Origin of the sequence: Nocardia sp. NPDC050697, assembly GCF_040654395.1 — a bacterium.
GTDB lineage: Bacteria > Actinomycetota > Actinomycetes > Mycobacteriales > Mycobacteriaceae > Nocardia.
Map to the genome: position 1 here is coordinate 1 of NZ_JBFAHY010000003.1, position 14,021 is coordinate 14,021.

The 14,021-nt window shown below is 73.0% G+C and carries 15 protein-coding genes; 4 read left to right on the plus strand and 11 right to left on the minus strand.

The features are described from left to right. Positions 1-108: 108 nt before the first annotated feature. The 3 genes from AB0H71_RS11920 to AB0H71_RS11930 form a co-directional block, all read right to left on the minus strand. Positions 109-1,185, minus strand: coding sequence for an anti-sigma-D factor RsdA (locus tag AB0H71_RS11920; protein ID WP_357018545.1), 1,077 nt, complete (start codon positions 1,183-1,185; stop codon positions 109-111). Beyond that, positions 1,178-1,756, minus strand: a complete 579-nt coding sequence (locus AB0H71_RS11925; RefSeq protein WP_067646595.1) for a sigma-70 family RNA polymerase sigma factor — start codon at positions 1,754-1,756, stop codon at positions 1,178-1,180. Before AB0H71_RS11925 ends, AB0H71_RS11920 begins: the two co-directional genes overlap by 8 nt. Before the next feature lie 200 nt (positions 1,757-1,956). Next, on the minus strand, positions 1,957-2,799 hold the full coding sequence (locus AB0H71_RS11930; RefSeq protein WP_357018548.1) for a hypothetical protein: 843 nt from the start codon (positions 2,797-2,799) through the stop codon (positions 1,957-1,959). A 597-nt stretch (positions 2,800-3,396) separates the two neighbouring features. On the opposite strand from AB0H71_RS11930, the gene AB0H71_RS11935 reads away from it, so the two are divergent. The 3 genes from AB0H71_RS11935 to AB0H71_RS11945 all read left to right on the plus strand — a co-directional run bounded on the left by AB0H71_RS11935 (position 3,397) and on the right by AB0H71_RS11945 (position 4,826). Continuing rightward, the gene (locus AB0H71_RS11935; RefSeq protein WP_067646602.1) at positions 3,397-3,690 is read left to right on the plus strand and encodes a WhiB family transcriptional regulator; all 294 of its coding nucleotides are present in this window, start codon (positions 3,397-3,399) and stop codon (positions 3,688-3,690) included. A gap of 256 nt (positions 3,691-3,946) precedes the next feature. Further along, positions 3,947-4,585, plus strand: coding sequence for a sigma-70 family RNA polymerase sigma factor (locus tag AB0H71_RS11940; protein WP_281202002.1), 639 nt, complete (start codon positions 3,947-3,949; stop codon positions 4,583-4,585). A gap of 1 nt (position 4,586) precedes the next feature. Next, positions 4,587-4,826, plus strand: coding sequence for a hypothetical protein (locus AB0H71_RS11945; protein WP_357018552.1), 240 nt, complete (start codon positions 4,587-4,589; stop codon positions 4,824-4,826). Positions 4,827-5,126: 300 nt separating this feature from the next. On the opposite strand, the gene groL is transcribed toward AB0H71_RS11945, so the two are convergent. Continuing rightward, positions 5,127-6,734, minus strand: coding sequence for a chaperonin GroEL (groL, locus tag AB0H71_RS11950; protein WP_357018554.1), 1,608 nt, complete (start codon positions 6,732-6,734; stop codon positions 5,127-5,129). Between the two features lie 90 nt (positions 6,735-6,824). Further along, entirely contained in the window at positions 6,825-7,127 is a 303-nt protein-coding gene (gene groES / locus AB0H71_RS11955; RefSeq protein ID WP_067646611.1) for a co-chaperone GroES, read from the minus strand. A gap of 438 nt (positions 7,128-7,565) precedes the next feature. Between groES and AB0H71_RS11960 the strand changes: the two genes are divergently transcribed. Further along, entirely contained in the window at positions 7,566-9,035 is a 1,470-nt protein-coding gene (locus tag AB0H71_RS11960; RefSeq protein WP_357018558.1) for an Hsp70 family protein, read from the plus strand. A 3-nt stretch (positions 9,036-9,038) separates the two neighbouring features. Here the strand turns inward: AB0H71_RS11960 and tsaD are convergent, their stop codons facing one another. Genes tsaD through alr form a run of 6 tightly spaced genes read right to left on the minus strand, consistent with a single transcriptional unit; the run spans position 9,039 to position 14,010 of the window. Continuing rightward, positions 9,039-10,082 (minus strand): tRNA (adenosine(37)-N6)-threonylcarbamoyltransferase complex transferase subunit TsaD, encoded by a 1,044-nt coding sequence (gene tsaD / locus AB0H71_RS11965; protein ID WP_357018561.1) that lies wholly within the window; start codon positions 10,080-10,082, stop codon positions 9,039-9,041. Further along, the gene (gene rimI / locus AB0H71_RS11970) at positions 10,079-10,588 is read right to left on the minus strand and encodes a ribosomal protein S18-alanine N-acetyltransferase (protein WP_357020324.1); all 510 of its coding nucleotides are present in this window, start codon (positions 10,586-10,588) and stop codon (positions 10,079-10,081) included. Before rimI ends, tsaD begins: the two co-directional genes overlap by 4 nt. A 23-nt stretch (positions 10,589-10,611) precedes the next feature. Next, positions 10,612-11,334 carry a tRNA (adenosine(37)-N6)-threonylcarbamoyltransferase complex dimerization subunit type 1 TsaB gene (tsaB, locus tag AB0H71_RS11975; protein WP_357018564.1) on the minus strand — a complete coding sequence of 241 codons (723 nt, stop codon included), beginning with the start codon at positions 11,332-11,334 and terminating at the stop codon, positions 10,612-10,614. A gap of 48 nt (positions 11,335-11,382) precedes the next feature. After that, the gene (gene tsaE, locus AB0H71_RS11980) at positions 11,383-11,829 is read right to left on the minus strand and encodes a tRNA (adenosine(37)-N6)-threonylcarbamoyltransferase complex ATPase subunit type 1 TsaE (RefSeq protein WP_357018567.1); all 447 of its coding nucleotides are present in this window, start codon (positions 11,827-11,829) and stop codon (positions 11,383-11,385) included. Beyond that, positions 11,822-12,886: an alpha/beta hydrolase gene (locus tag AB0H71_RS11985; RefSeq protein WP_357018570.1), complete on the minus strand. Its 1,065-nt coding sequence runs from the start codon at positions 12,884-12,886 to the stop codon at positions 11,822-11,824. The genes tsaE and AB0H71_RS11985 overlap by 8 nt, the downstream gene beginning before the upstream one ends. Further along, positions 12,883-14,010 carry an alanine racemase gene (gene alr / locus AB0H71_RS11990; RefSeq protein ID WP_357018572.1) on the minus strand — a complete coding sequence of 376 codons (1,128 nt, stop codon included), beginning with the start codon at positions 14,008-14,010 and terminating at the stop codon, positions 12,883-12,885. The genes AB0H71_RS11985 and alr overlap by 4 nt, the downstream gene beginning before the upstream one ends. Positions 14,011-14,021: the final 11 nt, after the last annotated feature.

Here is a 14,021-nt window from a genome sequence, read left to right on the forward strand (position 1 = left end):
CGTCCCGCGTCCGGCGGCCGAAGCAATGCGGCGCAGCCGCGAGTCTCGGCCGCCGGACGCGGGACCCCGAAGGGCCGCAAACCCCGCCCGCGCCAGCGGGCAGAGAATTCAGCCTGCGGGGGTGACTGGAACGGCGGGAACCGCCGGTACCTGGACCGACGGCATGGTGTCCACCGATGGTGCCGACACCGTCGGCACCGGCTGGGAGGGCGCGCCACCACCCCCGGTGGGCACCACGGTCGGCGAACCGATCGAGGTGGGGGCCGGGGGTGTGGGCTGCTCCGGTTGCGTCGGCTCCTGCGTCGGCGGCGGCTGCTGCTGCGTCGGCTCCTGGGTGGGCGGAGCCGTCGGCCGGGTCGGCGGGACGGTGCCCGGTTCCTGGGTGCTCGGCTCCTGGGTGCCGAGGATCGTCGGATCCGGGGTGGTGCCGGGCTTGGTCGGTACCGTCGTCGGCACCTGGCCGGACGGCTTCGGCTCCGTCGGCCGCGCCTGGGTCGAGGTGATCTGGCTGGCGATCTCGGGCGCGACCTTCCCCAGTTCCGCCACCAATGCGTTCCAGCGCTCGAGCAGATCGTCCTGCTTGGCCGGGTCGTCGACCTGCTGCGCGGTATTGCGCACCCGATCGAGCAGCACCCGTGCCTGGTCGTTGTCGCCCTGCGCCAGCGCCGACTGCACCTGGGCCAGTTCATCGTCGGCGCGCGCCACCACGGTGGTCTGCGCCTGCTCGCTGAACACGACCTCCTTGACCCGCCAGAGCGGATCGCCGGGCTCGGCATTGTAGGAGAACGCCGTCATGCCGCCGAAGACCAGGGCGAGCGCGGCCGCCGCGCCCGCGAGCGGGCGCACCAGCCGGAGCCTGCCGCCGCTCCGCGGCCCGACCCGGACCTTCCGCGCCCCGATCTCCTGATTGACAGCCGCCACGATCTCGTCGAGATCGGGCGCCGCCGGGAGGGGTGGCGCGACCACTTCCGCGCGCCAGTCCGCGAGCAGGGCCGCGAGCTGGAACTCCTCCGGGCTGTCGGTCTGCACCGGTCCATCGCTGGCGATGGCGTCGATGAGCGCGTCGTCGCGGCGTACCGCGGCGATATCGACGGGACCGGCGTCACCGGTCCCCCCGGCATAGGGACCGCTGTTCCGCGCGCCGAGCCACGCTTTGCGGTCGCCGCGCTCGCCATCCCTAGCCATACATTTCACCTGCCCTCGCCACTTGTGACTTCAGTTTCGCGAGTGCCCTGTGCTGGGCAACCCGTATCGCGCCCGCCGTACTGCCCACGGCGACCGCGGTTTCTTCCGCTGACAAACCCATCACCAGCCGGAGGATCAGAATCTCCCGATGCTTCTCCGGAAGAGTCGCGAGCAGACGATTCATCTGCCGGCTCGTCTCGGAATCGAGAGCCCTTTGCTCCGGTCCCTGGTCGGTGGATATGACATCTGGTACTTCGGCCATCGCCTCCGCCTTGTTACGGGCGGCGTTCCGATGCGCGTCGGCGACCTTGTGCGAAGCGATTCCGTACACGAAGGCCATGAAGGGCCTGCCCTGATCCTGATACCGGGGCAGCGCCGTCATCACGGCCAAGCAGACCTCCTGCGCGACGTCGTCGGCGGAGAGCTGGCCGCGCTCCGCAGCGCCGATCCGCGCCCGGCAGTAGCGCACCACCAGTGGTCGGACCAGTTCGAGTACCTGAGCTAAAGCGGATCTGTCGCCCTGCGCAGCGGCAGCGACGGCGAGGTCCAACTCTTCGCCCGAGTGCGTCATCGTCAGAGAGATTCCTGGCGTTACAAGTGGCACCGGCGGTGACAGCCGGTGCTTCCGCCCGATCGGGCGGAACGGGTCTAACAATAGCGACACAACGGATGCCACACGCGCACCCGGTGCAGTCCGCGGATCCCGCCCCCGGGAGGGTATTTCGGGACCCGGGCGCTGACGCCGTGGTCGGGCCGAAGATCGAATCCGGTTCAGGAGCCGGCCGGACCCGAGAAGTCGCCCCCCCTTGCCCGCAGCAGGGCCGCGCATCCGGCCGCCTCGGCGGCGGCCTCCGCCACGCCGAGCCCGGCCCGCAGCATGGCGGTGGCCCAGCGCAGCGGGAGCAGGTCGTGCGCGGCGCAATCGTGCGCGACCGGCTCGGAGAGGGCCATGGCACGGGCGGAGTCGCCGGACGCCGCGGTGGCGGCGGCGAGCAGCAGGGCGGATTTCACCCGGTGCCGGGTCGAGGGGCCTTGCACCCCCAGTTCCACCGCTGCGGCGGCGTGCTCGAGCGCGGTGGCCGGGTCGCCGACCGAGAGCGCGGTCTCCGCGGTCACCCAGTGCAGGCGGATGGCGGCCCGCGGGCGGGTGCGCGCGGGCTCGCGCACGCGGGCGAGCAGGCGGAAGGCGAGGGCCGGGCGGGCGCTGCCGAGCGCGTCGGCGGCGAGGCCGGTGAGCGCGTCGCACCAGGCGTCGATGGGTTCGGGGGTGCCGAACCAGGGGTCCGGCGAGGCCGCGTCGCCCCTGACGTCGGGGACGATTCCGGCGATGAGGGCGGCGGCGCGGCCGTCGGGGTCGGCGGCGGCGGTGTGGCGGCCGGACTGGCGGACGAGCGAGGCGGTCGTGCTGAGCGCGAGCGAGCGGAGGACCGGGGCGGTGCCGGGGCGGGTGAGGACCGCGAGCTCGGCGCGGGCGGCGGCGTAGCGCCCGGCGCCGCCGAGCGCGACGGCGCGGTGCCAGCGCTCGAGCGGGGTGCGGGCGGGCGGGAGTCCGGCGGCGCCGGGCGCGGGGCCGAACGCGGCGGCGGCCAGAAGCGGAGGCAGGGGGCTTACCACCGGGCGCACTGTATCCGAGCGACCCCAGCGAACCACTCTCACCTGCGCGGCAATCTCCCAGCATTTTCCACAGTGAACGATGTTTCCATCAGGTAAATCTCGTCCGGTCAATGGCGATCGCGTGGACTTTCGAATTCACGCGCGTTTCCCGCTATTAACCCGCGCGCCCCGTTTTCGCCATCTCCACCACCCCCGCCGGACGTTCGCGGCGCCGCCCACGTCCGCCGCCCGGCCCCCGGAGCCCCCGCCGAAACCGCCGAATCACCGGCGAAAATGTCTCTACCAGTGGTTTTCCAAAGATGTACCGGACAGCGGTCAACGACCTCGGTTTGGTCAACCGATCAGTATCGCCGGAACGGGCCGCACTTGTAAACAGTGCCAAGGTTAAATTTGATCTCCGCCGGTTCGAGGAACCCCTGCGCCGAACTATTGACGGAATTTCGACCCGGGTCCTAACGTAACTCATCGCCACGGTCGGCGCCGCGCGAAATTACAGCGACCTCGGGTCAGCGAGCTCCGGCGACACCGCGGTTGACACCCGTTCGCAGTAGAACCGGCTCGACAACGCCGACGAGCTCGCACCACGAGGAGTTCACCATGCCCATGCCCACCCACCTCCCCGGACCGAACGCCGATGTCTGGGATTGGCAGATGCGCGGCTCCTGCCGCGGTGTGGATTCGGCGGTGTTCTTCCACCCCGACGGGGAGCGCGGCCGCGCCCGCACCGCGCGGGAGATGCGCGCCAAAGAGATCTGCCGGACCTGCCCGGTCCTCATGCAGTGCCGCTCGCACGCGCTCAAGGTGAGCGAGCCGTACGGCATCTGGGGCGGGATGTCCGAGACCGAGCGGGAGCTGCACGCCAGGCGCAACCGGCGCCGCATGACGGTCTGAGCCGTTCCTCCCGGCGCGCCCATCCGCCGGGTGCACCGGCGCCGAATGCCTGTAAGCCAAACGGTCGCTCGGTGGCCGGGGGTTCCGGCGCCGGTGATCGGAAGTTTTCCGGCCGCGGCGGGCGGAAGCTGGTAGCCGCCGCGCCGGAGCGGAAGTTTTCCGCACCCGCACCGGTTGGCCGATGGTTTGCCGTGTCCTGCCACAACACTGAGAGCCGCGCGCTACCGTAGTGCGCGATGACTCAGAATGGAGCGTTGTGACGACGCGGCCTTCGGCCGCAGGGGGCGATGCGTTCCGGAGAGCAGCCTGCCCACCGGGCACGGGCACTGCTACGACGGCGCGCGCGGCGGAGAATCTCGAGCTCGCGCAGCTGCTACGCGGCTGCGGCCGCGCCGACCAGGAGGCGTTCGCCGAGCTCTACGACCGGACGAGCGCGCGGGTGTTCGGGCTGGTGCTCCGGGTGCTGCAGGACGCCGGGTACGCCGAGGAGACGACCCAGGAGGTCTATCTCCAGATCTGGCGCACCGCCTCCGGCTTCGACCCGGCCAAGGGCTCGGCACTCACCTGGCTGATGACCCTCGCGCACCGGCGCGCGGTCGACCGGGTGCGCGCGGAGCAGGCGCACAGCCAGCGCGAGAACACCTACGGCAGCCGGGTACTCGGGTACGACTTCGACGAGGTGACCGAGGAGGTGGAACGCAGGCTGGAGCAGCAGGCCGTGGTCGCCGGGCTGGCCACGCTGACCGAGACGCAGCGCGAGGCGATCTCGCTCGCCTACTACGGCGGCCGCACCTACGCGGAGGTGGCCCGGCATCTCGGCGTAGGCTTGCCTACGGTCAAGTCCCGCATACGGGACGGGCTGACTCGCCTGAAGAGAAGTTTGGGGGTGCCGTGAGATGGACGAGCCGGGTCTCGACCTCGCGCACACCGTCGCGCTCGGCTCGATCGACGACGAAGACCACGAAGCGGTGGTCGCGGTGCTCGGCGCCGCGGCCCGCGCGGAGTTCCGCGCCGAGGTGAGGCGCTCCAGGGCCGCGCTCGCCGCGCTCTCCGAGGTCACCGCCGCCCCGCCACCCCCCGCGCTCCGCGCCCGCCTGCTGGACGCCATCGCCCCCGAGCGCGACACCGCCTCCTGACAAGTTCGCCGCCACCGGCGGCCAGGTTGGCCCGCGTGGCAGAGGAAATCCGCCCCAGGCGCGGAACAGGTCACATCGCAAGCGAAACCCCGGCCTCCGGCGCCGGATGGCCCCTGTCGACTCGGCTGTGGGGCACGCCCGCTACCCGCCGAACTTCGTGACCCGCCAAGCCCCCCGACATCCTCCGCCGAAGGCGCAATCGCGCGAAGCGCGAATCCCGCGCCGGAACGGCGCGACAACCCCGCCCCACGAACAGCGCCCCTGGACCCGTGCGGGTCCAGGGGCGCTGTTCGCGACAAATCAGTGGCTGTGCCCGTGGTGCGAGTGATCCTCGTCCTCGGCCGGCTTGTCGACAATGGCGCTCTCGGTGGTGAGCACCATCCGCGCCACCGACGCCGCGTTGACCACCGCGGAGCGGGTGACCCGGACCGGGTCGATAACGCCCTCGGCGAGCAGGTCACCGTAGGTGAGGGTGGCGGCGTTGAAGCCCTTCTCCCCCTCGATGATCTTGCTGACCACGACCGCGCCGTCCAGCCCGGCATTGGTGGCGATCCAGTACAGCGGCGCGCGCAGCGCCTGCCTGACCACCTCGACACCGGCCGCCTGATCGCCGGAGAGCGAATCGCGCAGCGCCTCCAGCTCGGCCCCGGCCTGCACCAGCGCGGTGCCGCCGCCGGGCACGATGCCCTCGGCGACGGCGGCCTTGGCCGCGCTCACCGCGTCGTCCACCCGGTACTTGCGCTCCTTGAGCGCGGTCTCGGTGGCCGCGCCGACCCGGATCACCGCGACGCCGCCGGCCAGCTTGGCCAGCCGCTCCTCGAGCTTCTCCCGATCCCAGTCGGAGTCGGTCGCCTCGATCTCCCGGCGCAGCTGCGCGCTGCGGGCGGCCAGATCCTCGGCGCTGCCCGCGCCGTCGATGATGGTGGTGTCGTCCTTGCTGACGACGATGCGGCGGGCGACGCCGAGCACGTCCAGCCCGGCCTCGCGCAGCCCGATGCCGATGTCCGGGTTCACCACGGTGCCCGCGGTGACCACGGCCAGGTCGTCCAGGAACGCCTTGCGCCGGTCGCCGAAGAACGGCGCCTTGACCGCGACCGCCTTGATGGTCTTGCGGATGCTGTTCACCACCAGGGTGGAGAGCGCCTCGCCCTCGACGTCCTCGGCGATGATCAGGACGGCCTTGCCGCTCTCCGCGATCTTCTCCAGCAGCGGGAGCAGGTCGGGCAGCGAGCTGATCTTCTCCCGGTGCAGCAGGATGTAGGCGTCCTCCAGGACGGCCTGCTGGGAGTCGGTGTCGGTGACGAAGTAGGGCGAGAGGTAGCCCTTGTCGAACTGCACGCCCTCGGTGACGACCAGCTCGGTCAGCAGCGTCGAGGCCTCCTCGACGGTGACGACGCCGTCCTTGCCGACGGTGGTGAGCGCCTTGCCGACCATCTCGCCGATCTCCGGGTCGCGCGAGGAGACCGTGGCGACCTGGGCGATGGCCTGCTCACCGGAGACCGGGGTGGCCAGCTTCAGCAGCGCCTCGGAGACGGCGTCGGCCGCCTTGGCGATGCCGGCGCCGACGGCGATCGGGTTGGCACCCGCGGCGATGTTCTTCAGCCCGCCGCGGACCAGCGCCTGGGCCAGCACGGTGGCGGTGGTGGTGCCGTCGCCCGCGACATCGTTGGTCTTGGTCGCGACGCTCTTCACCAGCTGCGCGCCCAGGTTCTCGAACGGGTCCTCGAGCTCGATGTCGCGCGCGATCGTGACGCCGTCGTTGGTCACGGTCGGGCCGCCGAAGGCCTTGGCGAGCACGACGTGCCTGCCGCGCGGGCCGAGGGTGACCTTCACGGCGTCGGCGAGCTTGTCGACACCGCGTTCCAGAGCCCGGCGAGCCTTCTCGTCGAACTCGATCTGCTTTGCCATGGGGTTTCGCTCCTGTGGTTTCGGTGCAGGCCGCAACGCACTCCGCCCCGGGTCGGACGACTCCGGGGCGGAACGCGGGTGCCCGAACGGCTACTTGGTGACGACGGCCAGCACGTCACGCGCCGACAGGATGAGGTACTCCCCGCCCTGGTACTTGATCTCGGTGCCGCCGTACTTGCTGTAGATGACGGTGTCACCCTCCTGGACGTCCAGCGGGATCCGCTTCTCGCCCTCGTCGTCCCAGCGACCGGGGCCGACGGCCACGACGGTGCCCTCCTGCGGCTTCTCCTTGGCCGTGTCGGGGATGACCAGGCCGGAGGCAGTCGTCGTCTCGGCCTCGTTGGCCTGGACGAGGATCTTGTCCTCGAGCGGCTTGATGTTCACGCTCGCCACGTTGAGCCCTCCACTTTCGGGGATTACGGTCGGGCGGGACTGTTGTTCCACCCGTTGGGGTCGTTTTCTGCTGACCCTGCGTACAGCCCCGTCGTCGCGGGTGCCGGAGCCCTCACACAGTGCCGACTAGCACTCTATACATGCGAGTGCCAGCGCTCAAGGTCTGCCTCTGCTACCGCGCCCCACCGGCCGGGATATGCCCTCCCGAGTCACCAGAACTGGGGGACTTTCCAAGCCGGGGAGAAATCTGTAACGTTCGGATAACGGATCGTGACACTATGGTCGAGCGTTCCGTGTCGGCCGCTCCGCGCCGCCCCCGCGCATCGACGCTCGGTGGCGCCAGTTTCACCGTGACTCCGCGTCACAGTGACAGCGGAGCCTCGAACACGAACACCGCACGCCAGCCACGGACAGTCCGCCGCGCGAGGGGAGGTGACCATGCGAACGTCCCTGGGGATCTCGGCAGGCAACGAGGTCGTCTGCTCGGCCACCGTCGCCACCGCGCCGAACGGCGCCCAGACCTTCGACTACCGGGTCGTCTCCGCCGATGCCGCGCACTCCGATCTCGGCGACCTGGTCACCTCGTCCATCGAGCTGATGACCACCCAGCTGCCCGCGACGCACCCGCGCGAGCCGGTGCACCCGGTCGGCGCCCGCTTCACCGAGCGCCCCGAGCCGATCCCGCCCGAGGCGCCGACCAGCGTGGCCGTCGCCTACCGCGGCAAGGAGCAGGAGCAGATCATCCGGGCCGCCACCGGCAGGCAGCGGGAGCTGCGGCTGGTGCCGGAGTTCACCGCCGCGCTCACCTACCTGCGCCACACCGGGCTGCTTGATCGCTACGCCACCGTCGCCGTCGTCGATCTCGGCGCCACCGGGCTCACCGTCACGGTGGCCGACCGCGCGGACGGCGCGGTGCTGGTGGCCGAGCGCACCTCGGTGCTGAGCGGCAACGCCATCGACGAGCTCATCTACCGGCACCTGGTCGACCAGCACTTCGCCCGGCGCGGCACCCGCCCGAACCGGCACACCCTGGTGAACCGGGCGCGCGCCGCCAAGGAGCACCTCTCGGTGACGCCCGCCGTCACCGTCGACCACGTGGCGGGCCGCCCGCTCAAGCTGACCCGCGAGGACTTCGAGTACCTGATCGAGGGGCTGCTCCGCGATATCGCGCACTTCACCGCGGTCACCGCCGAGCGCGCGGAGCGGCTGCCGGAGGCGGTCACCGTGATCGGCGGCGGCGCCAATATCCCGGCGGTGCTCTCCGCTCTGCACGACCGGCTCGGCATCCCGGTGCTCACCGTGCCCGATCCGGACGCCGTGATCGCCAAGGGCGCCGCGCTCGTCGCCGACCAGGCGCAGACGCTGCCGGAGACCCCGGTCGCGGCGGTGCGCGCCGACACCTCGGGCCGCACCGTGACCAAGGTGGCCGGGGTGCTGGTCGGGGCGCTGGTCGTGGTCGGGCTGGTGATCGGCTACGGGGTGCGCGAGTTCGCGCCGATCGCGGACGAGGAGGTCTCGCCCGCCGGGACGACGAGCAGCGGCGGGGTCCCCGCGACCACCGCCCCGCCGGCCCCTGCCACCACCGCCGAGCCGCCCGCCCCGGCCTCGGTCACCACCCCGCCCGCCGCGATCAGCACCACCCCGCCGGCCGGCCCCACCTCGCCGACGCTGCGGCCGGACCCGAACAACCCGCCGATCCCGTTCCCGAACTCGCTCGGCCCCGGCCTCGAGCTCCCGAGCACCGCGCCGGGCCGGACGGCCGGCCCCTCCGCCGTGCCGCCGAACGCGCAGGTACCGGCCGAGAGCAGCATGCCGCTGCCGCCGCCGGTCGACTCCGGCTCCGCGGGCGGCACGACCACGACGGCGGAGAGCTCGGCTCCGCTGCCGACGCTCGCCGTCCCGCGCTGAGGCTCAGCCGACCCGGCTGATCGACACCGGCAGCCCCGGGTCGGTCTCCACCGTGAGCGGCGAGGGCTCCGCGCCGCCCGCGATGACGTGCGCGCCGAGCGCGGCGATCATCACCCCGTTGTCGGTGCAGAGCCGCGGCTTCGGCACCCGCAGCGTGAGACCGGCCGCGGCGCAGCGCTCCTCGGCCATGGAGCGGATCCGCGAGTTGGCCGTCGCGCCGCCGCCGAGGACCAGGGTGTCGACCCCGGTGTCCTGCGCGGCGCGCACCGCCTTGCGGGTGAGCACGTCGGCCACCGCCTCCTGGAAGGAGGCCGCGATATCCGGGATGGGCAGCGCCGCCGGCTCGATTCCGGCGCGCTGGGCCGCCTCCACGTGCCGCGCCACCGCCGTCTTGAGGCCGGAGAAGGAGAAGTCGTAGCGGGGGTCGCGGGGGCCGGTCATGCCGCGCGGGAAGGCGATCGCGGCCGGATCGCCGGTGGCCGCGGCGGCGTCGAGCGCGGGGCCGCCGGGGTAGCCGAGCCCGAGCAGCCGCGCCACCTTGTCGAAGGCCTCGCCCGCCGCGTCGTCCACGGTGCTGCCCAGCTCGGTGATGGGCTCGGCCAGGTCGGTGACGCGCAGCAGGTGGGTGTGGCCGCCGGAGACCAGCAGCGCGACGCAGGGCGGCATGGGGCCGTGCTCGAGGGTGTCCACCGCGACGTGCCCGCCCAGGTGGTTCAGCGCGTAGAAGGGGATGTCCCAGGCGGCCGCGTACGCCTTGGCCGCGGCCACCCCGACCAGCAGCGCACCGGCGAGCCCCGGCCCGATGGTAACGGCGAGCGCGTCCGGCCTGGCGATACCGGCGGCCGCCAGCGCCCGGCGCATGGCGGGCACGACGGCCTCCAGGTGCGCCCTGGAGGCGATCTCCGGCACCACGCCGCCGAAGCGGGCGTGCTGGTCGACGCTGGACGCCACCTCGTCGGCGAGCAGCTCGCAGCGGCCGTCGGGGTGCCTGCGCACCACGCCGACACCGGTTTCGTCGCAGGAACTCTCGATCCCGAGCACGATCACGACAGCACCTCGTCGCTGCGCACGGCCGCGCCGGAGCCGCCGTCCGGGGCGAGCCCGGGGAAGTCGCCGAGCTCGGGGCGGCGCATGGTGTACGCGTCGGCGCCGCTGGGCTGGTAGTAGTTCTTGCGCAGCCCGATGATGTGGAAGCCGTGCTTGGCGTAGAGCGCGATGGCGGGGGCGTTGTCGGTGCGCACCTCGAGGAAGACCGGGCCGCCGCGCTTGGCCGCCTCGGTCAGCAGCCACTCCAGCAGCAGCGTGCCGATGCCCGCGCGGTGCACCTCCGGGTCGACGCCGATGGTGTGCACCTCGGCCTCCGGGTACGCGGCATCGCCGAGCAGCGCGATCCCGGCGTACCCGACCAGCCGGTCGTGCTCGTCGCGCGCGGAGATGTAGCGGTTGTGCGAGCCCGCCAGCTCGGAGCGGAAGGCGACGGCGTGCCAGGGGTCGTCCTCCGGGAAGAGCAGCTGCTCCAGCTCGACGCAGCGCTCGATATCGCGGGGCCGCATCGGCTCGATGTGGATGGCCACGATCACGCTCCCGTCCGGTCGAGTGCACGGTAGCTGCGCTCGACCGCGTCCGGCCTGCGCAGGTAGAGCGGGACCAGCGGCTCGGGGGCGGCGCCGGCGAGCAGCGCGGGCGCGGCCACGGTGACCAGGCCGAGCGGCGAGGGGCTCTCCACCGGCAGCACCGGCAGGTCGAAGAGGTCGACGTGCGAGGCCGAGCCGGCGATCACCGCGACGGTGTCCGGGTCGACGTCGGCGGGCTTGTCCACGGCGGGGCCAGCCACCCGCGCGCCGTCGCGGTAGCGGGCCCAGTACACCTCGCGGCGCCTGGCGTCGGTCACCACCAGCAGCTCGGCGGCCTCGGGATCGGCGCCCGCGGCGGGGTTTTCGCGCAGCGGCTCGCGCCCGGCATCGGCGGCGATGGCGTCCAGGCTGCAGACGCCGTACACCGGGATGCCGAGCGCGTCGCCGAAGGCGGCCGCGGTCGCCATGCCGACCCGGAGCCCGGTGAACGGCCCCGGCCCGATCCCGGCGACGACGGCGCCGATGTCGGCACGGGCGCAGCCCGACTCGGCGAGACACTCCAGGATCTGCGGGGTCAGCACCTCGGCGTGCGCGCGGGCGTCGACGTGCACCCGGGCGGCGACGGTGCGCACCCGCTCCGGGATCGGCCCGGCTCCGGTCTGCTCGAGGTGCACCAGCCCCGCGGTGACGGCGGGGGTCGCGGTGTCGACGGCGAGTACAAGCATGATTCGGTCAACGATACCGGGTGGTACCGCCGCCGAAGGGGCGCGGGTTCACCGCTCCCGCACCCACTCCCAACTGGCCGTTCGCACATCGGATTCCGGCTCCCGGACGAGCCGGACCAGCAGGTGCCGATCGGTCAGGTGCTCGACGACGCCGCGCCCCCACTCGACCACGACGACCGCCCGGTCCAGGTCGGCGTCGAGGTCGAGCGCGTCGAGTTCGTCCAGGTCACCGCCGAGGCGGTAGGCGTCGACGTGCACCAGCGCGACCCCGCGGCCGCCGGGGCGGTGCGCCCGCGCGATCACGAAGGTGGGCGAGCTCACCCGGCCGAGCACGTCGAGCCCGGCGGCGATGCCGCGGGTGAGCGCGGTCTTGCCCGCGCCGAGCGGGCCGTCCAGCACCACCAGGTCGCCCGCGCGCAGCCCGGCGGCGAGCTCCCGGCCGAGCGCCTCGGTGTCCTCGACCGTCGGCAGCAGCCGGGTGCCGGGATCAGCCACCGGAGGCCGTCCGCTTCCCGGCGAGCGGCGCCGCCCTGGCGAAGAGCCGGTCCAGCGCCGCGTTCACGGCGTCCGGGAACTGCAGGTGCGGCATGTGCGCGCCGCCGTCCAGCCGGACCAGCTCGGCCTCCGGGATCTCCCGCGCCAGCAGCTCGGAGTTCTTGAACGGGATCACCCGGTCGTACCCGCCGCCGATCACCAGCGCCGGCACCCCGGCCAGCGCGGGCAGCGCCGCCGACTCGTCGTGCACCTCGATGGCCTGCAGGAACTTCACGATGGTCGCGACCGGGGTGCGGTCGATCATCATGGTGGTGAAGCGCGAGAGCGTCGGGCTCACCTGGCCGTGGAACGAACTCACGTGCAGCAGCGGGGTGATCACGTGCCGCGCGGCGGCCCGGCCCGTCTGCACCAGCGCGGGCGCCAGCCGGACCACCAGCCGGAAACCGTCGAGCGCGGGGTTCGGCAGCAGCTGGCCGATGCCGCCCGCGGTCATTCCCGCCGCGGTGGTGCAGATCAGCGCGACGCCGGCCACCCGCTGCCGGAAGAGCGCCTGGTGCGCGGCCGCGGCGGCCAGCACCGCCATGCCGCCGAGCGAGTGCCCGACCAGCACCACCGGGCCGTGCGGGGCCCGCGCCTCGACCACGGCGGCCAGGTCGGCGGCGAGCTGGGCCACCGTGCAGTTCACCGCCTCCGGGACACCGGACTCGCCGTGGCCGCGCTGGTCGTAGAAGACCAGCCGGGCCCGCTCGCCCCAGCGCTCCGGCAGGTCGCGGCGCTGGAAGTGGTAGGAGGTCATGTCGTTGCAGAAGCCGTGCACGAAGACGACGGTGACCGCGGCGTCGGCGGGGCCGTGCTCGCGGACCGCGAGCGGGACGCCGTCGGTGGCGTGCACCACGGCGGCGCGGTCCCGGCCGAGCAGCCCGAAGTCCTCGTCCCGGTACTCGTCGGCGCGCGCGGGCCAGAGCACCCGGGAACCCATGCGCCGCAGCACGTGTGCGACGGCGAGGGCGCTCACGGCGACCGCGGTCGCCGCGCCGCCCTGCACGATCCGCTTCATCCGTCCTCCTGTGTGAATGTCCGCCGCACCCGGCCGCGCGGGGAGCACACCACCTCATAGTGGATGGTCCCGAGCAGCTCCGCCCACTCCTGGGCGCCCGGCACGCCGGGGCCGGCGCCGAAGAGCACGGCAGCGTCGCCCGGCCGCACCCCGGCGGCGTTCGCGCCCAGATCGACCACCAGCTGATCCATGCACACCCGCCCCACATTGGGATGCCGTGCCCCGCCGACGAAGACGTCGAAGCGGCCGCCGAGCGTTCGGAACACACCGTCGGCGTACCCGGCCGGGATCAGCGCAACCGTGGTGTCCCGCGGGGCGACCCATTCGTGGCCGTAGGAGACACCCTCGCCCGCCGCGACCTCCTTCACCAGCGCCACCCGGGCCCGGAAGGTCATGGCCGGGCGCAGCCCGAAGTCGCCCGCCTGCGGCACCGGGTTCAGCCCGTACACCGCGATACCGGGGCGGACCAGGTCGAAGGCGAGATCGGGCCTGGTCAGGGCGGCCGCGGAGTTGGCGAGGTGCAGAACGTCGGGTTGCAGGCCGTGCTCCTTCGCCAGCGCGACCGCCGCCACGAAGCGGTCGCGCTGCACGTCGAGGAAGGGGTGGCCGGGCTCGTCGGCGTGCGCGAGGTGCGAGAAGATCGCGCGCAGCCGCACCGCCCCCTCGTCGACCAGGGCGCGCAGCGCGGTCAGCACGCCGGGGTACTCGGCGGCGGCGATGCCGTTGCGATTCAGCCCGGTGTCCACCTTGAGGCTCAGCTCCGCGGTGCGGCCGGTGGCGCGGGCCGCCGCGGCCACCGCCTCGAGCTGGGCGAGCGCGGAGATGCCGATCTCCACGTCGGCGCGGACGGCGGCGGCGAAATCGGCGTCGGCGCCGTTGAGCCAGCACAGCACCGGGGCGGTGATCCCGGCCGCGCGCAGCGCCACCGCCTCGGCCACCGTGGTCACCCCGAGCTCGTGGGCACCGGCCGCCAGCGCGGCGCGGCCGACCTCGACCGCGCCGTGGTTGTAGCCGTCCGCCTTCACCACGACCATCAGCGCCGCGGTGCCCGCGTACTCGCGCAGGATCCGCACATTGTGCGCGATGGCGCCCAGGTCGACGACGGTCTCCGCTTGCGCATGCACGGTCCCCGATC